8 protein-coding genes are annotated in these 13645 nt (G+C 64.2%); 2 read left to right on the forward strand and 6 right to left on the reverse strand.

From position 1 onward, the window contains the following. Positions 1-81 precede the first annotated feature (81 nt). The 3 genes from MKAN_RS26335 to MKAN_RS26345 all read right to left on the reverse strand — a co-directional run bounded on the left by MKAN_RS26335 (position 82) and on the right by MKAN_RS26345 (position 4313). Positions 82-1350 carry a glycosyltransferase gene (locus MKAN_RS26335; RefSeq protein ID WP_023373517.1) on the reverse strand — a complete coding sequence of 423 codons (1269 nt, stop codon included), beginning with the start codon at positions 1348-1350 and terminating at the stop codon, positions 82-84. 55 nt (positions 1351-1405) lie between these two features. Beyond that, a complete protein-coding gene (locus MKAN_RS26340) occupies positions 1406-2743 on the reverse strand; it encodes a condensation domain-containing protein (RefSeq protein WP_023373519.1) in 1338 nt (445 codons plus the stop codon). A 61-nt stretch (positions 2744-2804) separates the two neighbouring features. Next, a complete protein-coding gene (locus tag MKAN_RS26345) occupies positions 2805-4313 on the reverse strand; it encodes a condensation domain-containing protein (protein ID WP_036444604.1) in 1509 nt (502 codons plus the stop codon). 705 nt (positions 4314-5018) lie between these two features. On the opposite strand from MKAN_RS26345, the gene ileS reads away from it, so the two are divergent. Then, positions 5019-8201 (forward strand): isoleucine--tRNA ligase, encoded by a 3183-nt coding sequence (gene ileS, locus MKAN_RS26355; protein ID WP_023373525.1) that lies wholly within the window; start codon positions 5019-5021, stop codon positions 8199-8201. A 38-nt stretch (positions 8202-8239) separates the two neighbouring features. On the opposite strand, the gene MKAN_RS26360 is transcribed toward ileS, so the two are convergent. Then, positions 8240-10528: an arylsulfatase gene (locus tag MKAN_RS26360; protein WP_023373527.1), complete on the reverse strand. Its 2289-nt coding sequence runs from the start codon at positions 10526-10528 to the stop codon at positions 8240-8242. A gap of 90 nt (positions 10529-10618) precedes the next feature. After that, on the reverse strand, positions 10619-11191 hold the full coding sequence (locus MKAN_RS26365; protein ID WP_023373529.1) for a class I SAM-dependent methyltransferase: 573 nt from the start codon (positions 11189-11191) through the stop codon (positions 10619-10621). A gap of 65 nt (positions 11192-11256) precedes the next feature. Here MKAN_RS26365 and MKAN_RS26370 point away from each other — a divergent pair, with 65 nt between their 5' ends. Further along, entirely contained in the window at positions 11257-12669 is a 1413-nt protein-coding gene (locus tag MKAN_RS26370; RefSeq protein ID WP_023373531.1) for a DNA polymerase IV, read from the forward strand. On the opposite strand, the gene MKAN_RS26375 is transcribed toward MKAN_RS26370, so the two are convergent. Continuing rightward, a complete protein-coding gene (locus MKAN_RS26375) occupies positions 12634-13590 on the reverse strand; it encodes an asparaginase (RefSeq protein WP_172836651.1) in 957 nt (318 codons plus the stop codon). The genes MKAN_RS26370 and MKAN_RS26375 overlap by 36 nt on opposite strands. Positions 13591-13645 lie beyond the last annotated feature (55 nt).

The raw sequence follows: 13645 nt of genomic DNA on the forward strand, positions 1-13645 counted from the left end.
GGTAGCGACCGCCCGGGGCTCTGTCGTTGAAGAAGCGTTTCGTGGTCATATCGTCCTGTTCGAGTGGGCAGTGCGCCGGAGTCAGTCACGAAATTGCGGGCTGGCCTGATCCCGGCTCACCTCATTTTCCAGAAGATCGGCTGCCCGCGTGGCGCTTTCGCCAGGTTTGGTCATCTGATTTGCAATCTCGCGCGCCCGGTTGACGTACTCGGGGGCCAGAATTGCCCGGAGGTCGCTGACCAGCGTCTCCTTCGTGGTGGCCGCGAGCCGGCGTCCGGAGCCGATCTTGAGCCGTTTGATCTGGGCTAACCAAATCGGTTGCTCTATCCAGATCCAGAGGATCAGGGTGGGGATGCCGGCTCGCATGCCCGCCGCGGTCGTTCCGGCGCCACCGTGGTGTACAACCGCGCGGCAGGCCGGAAATACGGCGGCGTGGCTTACCCCGGGCACCAGTTTGACGTGGTCAGCGGACACGAAAGTGCTGATGTCATTCTGGCCGGTGCAGATCAACGCGCGTTCGCCCAATTCCGCACAGGCAGCGCTGATCATGTCGATGGTGTCGGCGGGCGAATCCACTGGCATGCTGCCGAAGCCGAAGTAGATCGGCGGTGTGCCGGCGGCAATCCACGACAACACCTCGTCGTCGTAATCCGTTGGCAGTTCCAGGGTCAGAGCTCCGACGAACGGTCGCCTGTCAGCCCATTGCGCCCACTCGGTAACCAGACCGGGAAAGCACAGCTCGTCATAGGCCTGGATCTCGAGTGCCCGGCGGCCCAGAATGCGTGACGACGAGGACGCGGTTGCCTTCGGCAGGCCCAGTTCTCGCCGCTGGGCGTCTTCAGGGCTCTTCGTGATGCGCCACTGCACCCACCACAGCGCCGAAACCAGCGCGCGATTCAACCGCGCCGGCAAGATCGGTAAGAGCTGGCCATTGACCCGCGCGGGCATGAAGTGCATCGTCGCCAGCCGAATGTCGTAATACTCTGCGATGTTGGCCGCAATGCCCTGGTGGATCATGCCGGTCAACACCAGATCGACGCCGCTTGCCAACGATCTCAGGGTCGCTGCCATATCGGCCCAGGCTTGACGCAGGTCCGCGATACCTTCGCGCACCAACTTGATCGAAGTCTGCGGCTTCCAAAATTCGTGCAAGTTGTCTTCGTCGTTCAGCAGCGCCTGAGTGTCCGGCCCGTAGCTGACCGCATCCAGTCCGGCCGCTTCGGCCAAACCGATCAGGTTGGGTGGCACCGCAAGGCGAACCTCGTGCCCCCGGCGTGCCAGCTCCCGACCGAGAGCCGTGCAGGGCTCGACATCGCCGCGGGTGCCGTTGATCGCCAGTGCGAACTTCATCAGCGTCCCCTACCTTTTACTCGCCCCCAGGCGACCACAGTCCTGTGACTGCGAGCTATCCGAATACCTCAGCGGTTAGCCGATAATCTGCAAGCGTTTCTTCTATCAATTCGCGCAGCTGCCGGTTCGAATTCTCCGCGTCAAGTTGATAAGAGGATACGCTGATGAAAACTTTTCCATTCAGACGTCCGGAGAAAAGGTACAGCTGGCCGCTTTCCCGCTCGATGCTCTGTTTGGTCGCACCTTGATTGAACAGACGTGCCGAGAAGTAGTCGGCATCGGTACCGTCTATACGGTTCAAGTCTTGACCAAGGTCCCTGACATTCGAACAGCAAACCGGCAAATCCGAACTACCCAGGGCCAGTGCGGCCATCTTCCTGGCCAGCCACCTTGGCGTGTAAGGGGCCAGCGGCAGCGGTTTGAGCAGCTCGTTTGGGGACCCGTGGAGCGCAGCCAGGCTCTGTTTCATCTCGTTGCGGATGAGTTGCAAATCCGTTGTCACCCGGTCCGGGTCAACCCGGAAGGTAATGGCTGTCAGCGCATTCGCTCGTAAATCACCTGCGGTGCGTTCATTGACCGGCATTGTTATCGTGACGGCGCCATCAGCCGGGCTCAGCCGTCCCATGCGTTGCGCGAGCCTGGTCGCTAAAGCAACGAAAAGCGAATTACTGGACCCGCCGAGTTCGAGTACCCGGGCATCCCACAAAGCCAAATCGCAGGAAAATGTGACAGAAGGTACGACAATCGGCTCGTCGCTGCGGCTCGACTTAGCCGATGGTGTGCTTGTTCGCGTCTTCGCGCTCGAGTCGCGTTCGAGTACGAGCATGATGCAGGCGATCAGCGCCCGAAAAACCTCGGGCAAGCCGCGGATGGCGTCCCACGCGTCGACAAGCAGTGCTCGTCCACGACTGCGCGATCGTGGCGGTGGATAGCCGAAATCTCGTGTGATGCCGTTGACGGCCTCGTGGATAGCGAGATGCAGCGCGACGCCGTCTACCACCGAGTGCGACGTGATCAGGGTTACCGCCGTCCCGCCGTCGTCCAGCGGGAGGACCCCCAGATGCCAGCAAGGTCCGTATTCTGGGTCGACCGGAATCTGCGCACGCTCATCCAGCCAGCCCATGATTTCAGCGCGAGATCGGGGTGACGGAGCGATGTCGATTTCCGGTGCATCGTGGTATGCGACCCAGCGGGGACGACCAAACGGTAACGGTGAACGCTCGATTCGGCGCCCAAGCCATCCACGGCCGAGGTGGCGGCTGAACCGGCGCAACCCTTCCAAGTCAACCGGACGATCATAGATCCAGGTGACTTGGCCGACGGTGTCAACGCCGGTTGCGCGCAACCGAAGAAAAGCTACGTGGTCGAGAAAGGCGATCCTGTTGTCCGTCATGGCCGAAGAACGTGCCAATTCGAAACTCCTTGGGAAAACCCGGATTTCCGGCCCAGCCGGCCTAGCCGGTGCGCCATGTGGTCAAGGGAGGGACCGCCGTCGCGGGTTCGTAAGCGCGCCGACTATAGGCAAGGTGCAGCTGACTGCCGTTGTGGCGCCGGGCCGGCATCACCTCGCGTCCCTCCGCTACGCGAACATAGGCGGCCTTCAGCGTCTCCGCGTAGCGGGTGACCGACTCGCGGGCGATCGGGTTGTTCGGGAACAACACCGTCAACTGGGTCTCTTTCTCGAACCGGTTGACCCGGATGTCGATTTGACCCATCATTCCGCCGTCGTGGCAGAGCCGGGCGTGCAAGCCTTCCACGTGGCAGTTGGCCAAAGCCGACAGCGGTGGAATGCCGGCGTCGAGGTAGAAGAGCAACGGTGCTCCCCATTGGCCTTTCCGCAGCCACGGAACCAGTTCCAGCACGCGGTCCAACGGCACTTCGGCCAATTCCCGGCCGGAATCAAAGCATTCCTGAGCCGCCTTGACGATTTCACCGAACGACGACCCGGTGGTGGGGACGGTGATCGGCACGAAGCCGGTGAACCAACCCGTCGTCATGAAATCCGTCTGGGTGCGGCGAATGTCGATGGGAACGATGGCGTGGAACTCGTCGGTTCCGGTCAATTCGTGTTCGGCAACTGCCGACATCGCGAGTACGCCGCCGCAGAACCGCGCTCCCGCCGACAAGCACGCCGATTCGAACGCGAGTGTCTGCCGCTCGTCCAGCAACCGGACGCCCATCATCTCGCACGGTGCTGATGTGTCCCCGAGTGGCAGTGGGAATTTGGGAAGGCACCCGTCGTTGCTCTCGAAGAATTGGGCCCATGCGCGGATAACCGGGGAGTCCAAGGTGAGCCCGGCCAGGTGCTCCTGCTGCCGGGTGCAGTAGTCGTGATAGCTGCCCGTCTCGGCCAGCCGCAACGGCGCTCCGCCCCCGACCAGTGCTACGTACATCAGGTGGATCTCGGCGAACGCGACACCGACGAACATGGCGTCGCAGTGAAGATGGTCAATGGCCACACAGAAGGTGAAATGGTCTGCGCGCTGAATGATCGAGAAGCGGAAGCAGTCCCACTCCAGCGGGCTCGGAGTGGCCAACAGGTGGTCCCGCCATTGGCTTTGCGTTGTCAGCTCACCGTGCTGGGTCGCGACGAACTGAATGTCGTTGGCTTTGTTGATGGTTCGCCGCACGAAGCGATCGCCCTCGGCGTGCTCGAACCAGCTTCGGTAGGTGTCGTGGCGACGCAGGTGCGCGTTGATGACGTGCGTCATGGTGCGGATGTCGCATCGACCGGGAATGTCCCAGGCGGAAATCAGCAATCGCGACATCTCCAGGCCGCGGCTGGCGTAGGACCGGAAGTTACGCAGGTGATGGGCTTGCATATAGCTGGGCGGTACCGGGCTGATCGGTGCTTGCTTCGCCTTGGCGAGTGACGGCGGCGACGGTTGCCACGACACCAGCATGCCCGGCTCGGGGGCCCAATCGCGGATTGTCCCGGCCTCTACCTTCCCTACTCTGACCATTCTTCCTCCCAGTCGCCCAGCAGGTTGCGATGCACCGGAGAGCCAAGGGTGGTCCACAGAACCTGGCACGGTGATGACATTTGTAGGGACCCGGGTGAACCGGGTTCGAGGTCTTGGCCGTAGCGATTTCGGGTTGCGCCACCGGTGCCGGCCCACCACACGTCACGGGACACGTTGGACGGGTCGGTGCCCCTGGCCAGCCAACGGACTGCGGTCGTGACGGCACTGGGTCGGCCGGGTATCGTGGTGTTCACATGCCCCCTCATTAACATGTCGTGCCTCCCCGACGGCACGACCATATTGCCGTCGGTAAGGGTTGCTTATGCCCGACGTTGTGACGACCGTTCATCCGGGTATTTAGGTTTCTAGCGTTGGTGAGCTGAGCCTAGTTGATGGTTGGTGCTTAAATTTCGGTTTTCGCTGCATTGGGTTTAAACCCGTGGTTGAGGGGTCGCAGTTTGTTGGCTGGGCGGGGCTCGCGCCCTTGCTGCCGGGTAGGATCGGCCGCAACGGCGTTGATCCGGCTATCACCGGTGAGCCTTCGGAAGAACAGCGCAAAAGCCCAGTAGAACCGAACGGGTTGGCCCGTCACAGCCTGCAACGAGCGGCCGTGCGTAGGCGCGGCAAGCGGGGTGGTACCGCGGTGTTCGCGCCTCCGGCGCGTCGTCGTCCCCGTGTCTTGTGACAAACGACACAGGAGACGGCATGACTGACAGCGCCTACCCGCGCAGCGACCTGGGCGCCGACCAACGTGGTGGCTCTCCGGACTTTCCCGCGATGGAAGCCCAGGTCCTCGAGTATTGGGCGCGCGACGACACCTTCCGCGCCAGCATCGCCCGCCGCGACGGCGCCCCGGAATACGTGTTCTACGACGGGCCCCCCTTCGCCAACGGCCTACCGCACTACGGACATCTACTGACCGGCTATGTCAAGGACATCGTGCCGCGATACCGAACCATGCGCGGTTATAAGGTGGAGCGCCGCTTCGGTTGGGACACCCACGGGTTGCCCGCCGAACTCGAGGTCGAGCGCCAGCTGGGCATCACCGACAAATCGCAGATCGACGCCATGGGGATCGCCGCGTTCAACGATGCCTGCCGGGCTTCGGTGTTGCGCTACACCGGCGAGTGGCAGGCATATGTGACCCGCCAAGCTCGCTGGGTCGATTTCGACAACGACTACAAGACGCTCGATCTGTCGTATATGGAATCGGTGATCTGGGCGTTCAAACAACTCTGGGACAAGGGCCTGGCATACGAGGGATACCGGGTGCTGCCCTACTGCTGGCGCGACGAAACCCCGCTATCCAATCACGAACTGCGGATGGACGACGACGTCTACCAGAGCCGTCAGGACCCCGCTATCACGGTGGGATTCAAAGTAGCGGGTGGCCAACCACTTGAAGAGCTGGCCGGCGCATTCCTGTTGGTGTGGACGACGACACCGTGGACGCTGCCGTCAAACCTGGCCGTCGCGGTAAACCCCGAGACGACATATGTACAGATCAAAGCCGGCGATCGGCGCTTTGTGCTGGCCGAGGCAAGGGTGCCTGCCTACGCTCGAGAGTTCGGAGAAGAACCCGAGGTTCTCGGTACCTATCGCGGCGCCGACCTACTGGATATTCGGTACCAACCGCCCTTTACATACTTTAGGGATTCGCAGAACGCATTTCGCGTACTGTCAGGCGATTTCGTCACCACCGAAGACGGTACCGGCATCGTACATATGGCCCCGGCGTACGGCGAAGACGACATGGCGGTCGCGGAGGCTGCCGGCATCGCGCCGGTGACTCCGGTCGATGCCAAGGGCCGCTTCGACGCCACCGTCGCCGATTACCAGGGGCAGCACGTGTTCGACGCCAATGCCCAGATCATCCATGACCTGAAGAAACAAAGTGGTCCGGCGGCGGCGAACGGCGCGGTGTTGATCCGCCACGAATCCTACGAACACCCTTACCCACATTGCTGGCGCTGCCGTAACCCGTTGATCTACCGTGCGGTGTCGTCCTGGTTCGTCACGGTGACGGAATTCCGCGAGCGCATGGTCGAACTCAACCAGCAGATCACCTGGTATCCCGAGCACGTCAAGGACGGCCAGTTCGGAAAGTGGCTGCAGGGTGCCCGCGATTGGTCCATCTCACGAAACCGCTACTGGGGCACCCCGATTCCGGTGTGGAAGTCCGATGATCCCTCCTATCCGAGAATCGATGTGTACGGCAGCTTGGACGAGCTGGAACGCGATTTCGGGGTCCGGCCGGACAACTTGCACCGGCCCTACATCGACGAGCTGACCCGGCCCAACCCCGACGATCCCACCGGGGAAAGCACGATGCGGCGCATCCCCGACGTGCTCGACGTGTGGTTCGACTCGGGCTCCATGCCCTACGCCCAGGTGCACTACCCATTCGAAAACCGTGGCTGGTTCGACGGGGTCGATTGCGCCGATCCGGACCAACGGGTCGACGCCCACTATCCCGGGGACTTCATCGTCGAGTACATCGGGCAGACCCGCGGCTGGTTCTACACCCTGCACGTGCTGGCGACCGCGCTGTTCGACCGGCCCGCATTCAAAACCTGTGTGGCGCACGGGATCGTGCTGGGCTCCGACGGTCAGAAAATGAGCAAGTCGCTGCGCAATTACCCCGACGTCAACGAGGTGTTCCACCGGGACGGCTCCGACGCGATGCGCTGGTTCTTGATGGCCTCGCCGATCCTGCGCGGCGGCAACCTGATTGTCACCGAGCAGGGGATCCGGGACGGGGTACGGCAGGTCTTGCGGCCGTTGTGGAATGCCTACAGCTTCTTGGCCTTATATGCGCCGAAAGTGGGTACCTGGCGTACCGATTCACGCCATGTACTGGATCGCTACATTCTGGCCAAGCTGGCGGTGCTGCGCGAAGACCTCACCCGGTCGATGGAGGTGTGCGACATCTCCGGAGCCTGCGAACAGCTGCGGCAGTTCACCGAGGCGCTGACGAATTGGTATGTGCGGCGGTCACGGTTGCGATTCTGGGAAGAAGACGGCGATGCCATCGACACCCTGCACACGGTGCTGGAGGTCACCACCAGACTGGCTGCGCCGTTGCTCCCATTGATTACCGAGGTGATCTGGCGCGCCGTGACCGGTGAGCGCTCGGTTCATCTGACGGACTGGCCGCAGGCCGATGCGGTGCCCGCCGACGCCGATCTGGTGGCCGCAATGGATCAGGTGCGCGAAGTGTGCTCGGCAGCGTCGTCACTGCGCAAGGCCAAGAAGCTGCGGGTGCGCCTGCCGTTGCCGAAACTGACTGTGGCAGTTGCCGATCCGGAACGATTGAAGCCGTTCGCCGAGCTGATCGCCGATGAGCTCAACGTCAAACAGGTCGAACTCACCGACGACATCGACACCTACGGGCGGTTCGAGCTGACCGTCAACGCCCGGGTGGCCGGGCCGCGACTGGGCAAGGACGTGCAAGCGGCGATCAAGGCGGTCAAGGCCGGCGACGGCGTCGTCAATCCCGACGGCACCTTGACGGCAGGGCCCGCGGTGCTGCAACCGGAGGAATACAACTCACGGCTGGTGGCTGCCGACCCGGAGTCCACTGCGGCACTGCCCGGCGGCGCCGGGCTGGTGGTGCTCGACGGCGCGGTCACCCCGGAATTGGAGGCCGAGGGCTGGGCCAAAGACCGCATCCGGGAACTGCAAGAGCTGCGCAAGTCAACCGGGCTGGACGTGTCCGACCGGATCAGCGTGGTGATAGCCGTGCCCGCCGAGCGTCAAGCCTGGGCACAGACCCACCGCGATCTCATTGCCGGCGAAATCCTGGCCACCAGTTTCGAATTCGGCGACCCGTGCGGCGGCGTCGACATCGGCGACGGGGTGCGAGTCACGATCGCCAAAGCCGGCTAACGGCGGGTGCCCCCGACGGGGACAGCCGCGCCGGCGGCTCACCGCAGCTGGATCGTCACCTCCTTGATGGTGGCGTTGAACGGGAAGGTGCCCTCGTAGGTATCAGCGGCCGGGGTGCCGCCGTCAAGCCCGATATCGAGCCCTTCGTCGGCGCTGAACCCCAGCGGGACGGTCCGCTCGATGCGCGATTCGGCTGCCTGGCACCCGTTCACCAGCAGTCTCACGACGCCACCTTTGCCCAAACCTCCACCGTCATAGTCGAATTCGATCGCGACCGTCGCATTGCCCGCGGGCAGCGGCGTGGCAGCGGCGACGGTCGTGTATTTCGACCCGAAATAGTTGTAGGTGAACTTGGCGAGTCCGTTCTGCACGTAGAGAGCCAGGCCGGCGAAGTAGCCGCCGGCGGCCAGGAGAACGCCCTCGACCGTCTCGCCACCGGGAGTGTCGATGACCGCGGTAATCGAGTAGGACCGGTTAAAGGCGCACCGAATGATGTCTTCAGGCATTCGGATTGATCCGTGCCCCAACGAAATCGAGGTTCGCTGGCCCAGTACCGTCGGCCGCGCACCGATCGCCCGTGCGGGGCCGCGGTCGTCGAGCGGAAAGACATGGTTCTTCTCAGCTTCAGCGTCGAATAGTGCCTTCAACTCGGCAAGCCGGTCGGGGTGCTGGGCGGAAAGATCAACGGCTTGACTGTAGTCCTGCGACAGGTCGTAGAGTTCCCAGCGGTCGTCGGAGAAGGCGGGCATCTTCGAACCCGGTTGCCACTGAATCTTGCCGTGATAGGTGCAGGCCATCCAGTCATCGTGATAGATCCCGCGGATGCCCTTGATCTCGAAATACTGGGTGCGGCGCCGGTCCGGGGCGGCGGCGTCGTCGAACGTATACGCCAGGCTGATGCCGTCGTGGGGCTGCTGTGGCACGCCGTTGACAACAACGGGTGCGGGGATGCCGGCGGCTTCCAGGATGGTGGGGGCGATATCGATGACATGGTGAAACTGCGAGCGCAGACCGCCGCCATCGTTGATGCGTTGTGGCCAGGTCACAATCATCGGATTGCGGGTGCCGCCGAAGTGACTGGCGAACTGCTTGGTGAACTGGAACGGGGTGCACATCGCCCAGGCGAAGCCGACCGGATACTCGTTGCTGGCCTTGGGCCCGCCGAAATCGTCGATCCGCGACAAGACGATCTCGGGATCTTCTTGGAGGCCGTTCAACGTCACCATTTCGTTGAAGACACCGGTGATCCCACCGGCGGCAGCTGCGCCGTTGTCACCGATGATGTAGACGACCATCGTGTTGTCCCAGACGCTCATGTCCTTGAGCGCGGTGACTATCCGGCCGATCTCGTGATCGGTATGGGCCAGGAATCCGGCGTAGACCTCCATGAGACGCGATGCGATGCGCTGCTGCTCGGCAGACATCGTGTCCCAGGCGGGTATCGATTCGTGGCGCGGCGTCAACGCGGCATCTGCCGGGATCACGCCCAATTCCTGCTGTCGGGAATAGATTTCCTCACGCAGGGTGTCCCAGCCGCCGTCGAACCGGCCGCGAAAAGGTTCGCTCCATTCCGGTGCCACGTGGTGCGGCGCATGGGTGGCGCCGGGCGCCCAGTAGACAAAGAACGGTCGGTCGGGCGACATGGCCTGCTGCCGATGTACCCATTCGATCATCCGATCCGCGAGATCGGTCGTAAGGTGGTAGTTCTCAACGCCGTCGGGCCGTTCGACCGGCGTCGTGCCGTGATACAAGCCGGGATTGTATTGGTGGGCTTCACCGCCCATGAAGCCGTAGAACTCTTCAAAACCCATCCCGGTTGGCCACCTGTCGAACGGGCCGGCCGGACTTACCTCCCATACCGGGGTGTTGTGCCATTTGCCGAACGCTGCTGTGCTGTAGCCGTTTTGGCGGAGCGTCTCGGCGATGGTGGCGGCAGATTTCGGGATGATGCTGTTGTAGCCGTCGTACCCGGTGGCCCATTCGGTGATGTTGCCCGTGTTGACCGCGTGATGATTCCGGCCGGTCAAAAGTGCGGCGCGAGTTGGGGAGCACAAGGCGGTGGTGTGAAACCGGTTGTACCGCAGCCCTTCCCGCGCCAGCGCGTCGCCGGTTGGCGTCGGCACCGGGCCGCCGAAGGTCGCCGTGGCGCCGAATCCGACGTCGTCGAGCAGGACGATCACCACATTCGGCGCGTTCTGTGGTGGGCGGATGGGAGCGATCGTCGGCATTGTCGACTCGGAAACCGTTCGCCCGGCTCTTCCCCCCGTCGGCGTGTCCGGCAACGGCAGCCGGGTCCGATCGACGGTGCTGGTCGAGTCGTGTGTCACGGGTTACCTCCACTCGGGTTGGGATTGGCTGGTGCTGTGGCCCGGTAGCGACAAGGCCGCCGAACGATCTAGGTCGCTTGGTTACCGACGTCAAGCAGCGGGTTTGATCGCCCGCCAGCGTTGCCTGCGGTCGCGAACCTCAACATCGACATCGCGAAAACCCGCTGCGCGCAAGCGATCCGGCAAGGTCGCCGGCGGGATCGGGTTGCACGTGTCGCGCAGGTGCAACAAGCTGAACACCAGAGACGGTACGCCGTCGCTGCCGGCGAATACGCCGCCCGGGCGCAGTACCCGGAAGGCTTCAGCGAACAGCCGGTTTTGCAGGCTAACGGTCGGCACGTGGTGCAGCATGGTGAACGAAACCACGGAGCTGAACTCGTCGGCGGGCAGTCTGGTGGCGGTGCCGTCGCCGATGATGATGCGTGCCCGGTCTCCGTACAGTTCCTGCAGCCGCTGCGCCATCGGGGCGTCGATCTCGACAGCTGTCAGCTGCGGCGTCTTGTCGACCAGAATCCGAAGAAATGCGCCGTATCCAGGTCCGATCTCGAGGGTGTTGTCGCCCAGGTCCACATCGGCGAGCACCCATGGCAAGACCTGGCTTTCAACTTCCCTGGCCCAGCGGTCGGAGTTACAGCACAACCGGTGAACCAGATTCATCGCCATACCGACCGACGTTAGACGACGGAACCTTCCGATGGTTTCGGCAGCCGCGAATAGCATTGCCCGTTGTGGAGTCCCGTTGGGTGCTGCACCTGGACATGGACGCGTTCTTTGCCTCGGTCGAACAACTCACCCGTCCTACACTCCGGGGCCGGCCCGTATTGGTGGGTGGCCTCGGCGGGCGCGGTGTGGTTGCCGGCGCCAGCTACGAGGCGCGAGTGTTCGGTGCCCGCTCGGCCATGCCGATGCACCAGGCGCGCCGGCTGATCGGCGTCACAGCGGTGGTGTTGCCGCCGCGCGGTGTGGTGTACGGGATTGCCAGCCGCCGGGTGTTCGACACCGTGCGCAGCCTGGTTCCCGTCGTCGAGCAGCTGTCTTTCGACGAGGCCTTCGGGGAACCGCCCCACCTAGGCGCCGCCACCGCCGAGGACGTAGCGACGTTCTGTGACGCCTTGCGGCGACGGGTGCGCGAGGAGACCGGCCTGGTGGCTTCGGTGGGGGCGGGCTCAGGCAAGCAGATCGCCAAGATCGCGTCCGGTCTGGCCAAGCCTGACGGCATTCGAGTGGTCCGCCGGGAGGAAGAACAGCGGCTGCTCCACGGCTTGCCGGTGCGGCGGTTGTGGGGAATCGGCCCGGTTGCCGAGGAGAAACTGCATCGACTCGGCATCGAGACCGTGGGGCAGCTGGCCGCATTGACCGACGTCGAGGTGGCCAACATCCTCGGCGCGACCGTGGGGCCCGCACTGCATCGGCTGGCCCGCGGTATCGACGATCGGCCCGTTGCCGAGCGAGCCGAAGCCAAGCAGATCAGCGCCGAGTCCACTTTCGCCGCCGACCTGACCACCCTTGACCAGCTGCGTGAGGCTATCGACCCCATCGCCGAGCACGCGTATCATCGCCTGCTGCGCGACGGCCGCGGAGCTCGCACCGTCACCGTGAAGCTGAAGAAGGCCGACATGGGCACGCTGACCCGTTCGGCGACAATGCCCTACGCGACCACCGAGGCGGGGGCGCTGATCGCGGTGGCCCGGCGGCTGCTGCTGGACCCCATTGAGATCGGGCCGATTCGCCTTCTCGGCGTTGGTTTTTCGGGGCTCAGCGAGGTGCAGCAGGAGTCGCTGTTCCCCGACTTGGACCTGTCACCGGATCCGGCCGAGGAAGCCCAGCACGACTTCCCGACATTACGGGCCGCGCAATTCGGCGGGCCAGACAGCGCCAGATGGCGCATCGGCGACGACGTAGCCCACCCGGAACTCGGCCACGGCTGGGTGCAGGGGGCCGGCCACGGCGTGGTCACCGTCCGGTTCGAGACTCGTCGTTCAGGTCCGGGCCCCGCGCGGACCTTTCCCATCGATACCGGCGACCTCGCCGTCGCCAACCCGGTCGACAGCCTGGACTGGCCGGACTATGTCAGCCGGCTGCGGGCCGACGAGCCGATCGGCGTCTCACCCCCAGCGGTCGACGACGTCGGCGACCGGTAGCCCGGCCGCCAGCGCGGCCATCAGCAACACCCGGGCCTGCGACGGTGGCAGCCGTGGCACCATCACTGCGCCAGCGTCCACCAGGTCGTGTCCGGGACCGTAGCCGGCGCCCACCCGCGCGCCGGCGACCCGGGTCGAGACCGCGACCACCACTCCGTCGCCGCTGTGTCGGCGCGCCGCATCGATCACCGCCGACCCGGCATTTCCCGAACCCAATGCCTCCAGCACGATGGCCCGGGCGCCGGCGGCCACATACGCATCCAAAGCAACGGCGTCACATCCCGGATACACCGCGACGATATCGACCCGCGGTGCCTCGGCAGCGCACAGTTCACCGAGGTACGGGCGTTGCTTGGGGCTCGTCATCGTCACCGTTTCGGTGACGGTGCCAAGCAGTTTGCCGGCGAACCCGCTCAGGTCGTCGGTTACCGCCTTGCGCAGGCCCAGCGGTTGCAGCACCCGGCCTGCGAGACACACCAGCACGCCGTGGTCGCGGGCTGTCGCGTCGGCTGCCAGCGTCAGTGCGTCGCGCAGATTGACCGGACCGTCCGCGTCGGCGGCGTCGGAGCTGTGCATCGCGCCGGTAATGACCACCGGGGTGTCGCCGGAATAGGTGAGGTCCAGCCAGAGCGCGGTTTCTTCGAGGGTGTCGGTGCCGTGCGTGATGACGACACCGACCGCACCGCCATCGACGGCGGCTTGGACCGCGGCGCGGATGCGATCCCAATCGACCGGGGTCAACAGCGAACTGTCGAGTGCCATCAGATCCACGACATCGATGTCGAGGTCTGCGCCGGCCGCCGCGGTCAGTTCTGCCCCGCTGCGCGACGGACGGCGCACTCCGTCGGCGCCGGTGCTGGTGGCGATCGTCCCTCCGGTGGTGATCACGCTTAGGCGGCCCATGCTGGGATCATCCCGCATGCCGGGCACCGCCATCCGCATGTGGGCGCTGTCACTGGACTAGGGGATGATGGTG

This window comes from Mycobacterium kansasii ATCC 12478, from assembly GCF_000157895.3.
Lineage (GTDB): Bacteria > Actinomycetota > Actinomycetes > Mycobacteriales > Mycobacteriaceae > Mycobacterium > Mycobacterium kansasii.

What these genes read in the sequence shown, in the direction of transcription:
- MKAN_RS26335 (WP_023373517.1), bottom strand. Translation starts at nt 1,350, where the DNA reads ATGAAGTTCGCACTGGCGATCAACGGCACCCGCGGCGATGTCGAGCCC.
- MKAN_RS26340 (WP_023373519.1), bottom strand. Translation starts at nt 2,743, where the DNA reads ATGACGGACAACAGGATCGCCTTTCTCGACCACGTAGCTTTTCTTCGG.
- MKAN_RS26345 (WP_036444604.1), bottom strand. Translation starts at nt 4,313, where the DNA reads ATGGTCAGAGTAGGGAAGGTAGAGGCCGGGACAATCCGCGATTGGGCC.
- MKAN_RS26375 (WP_172836651.1), bottom strand. Translation starts at nt 13,590, where the DNA reads ATGCGGGATGATCCCAGCATGGGCCGCCTAAGCGTGATCACCACCGGA.
- ileS (WP_023373525.1), top strand. Translation starts at nt 5,019, where the DNA reads ATGACTGACAGCGCCTACCCGCGCAGCGACCTGGGCGCCGACCAACGT.
- MKAN_RS26365 (WP_023373529.1), bottom strand. Translation starts at nt 11,191, where the DNA reads ATGGCGATGAATCTGGTTCACCGGTTGTGCTGTAACTCCGACCGCTGG.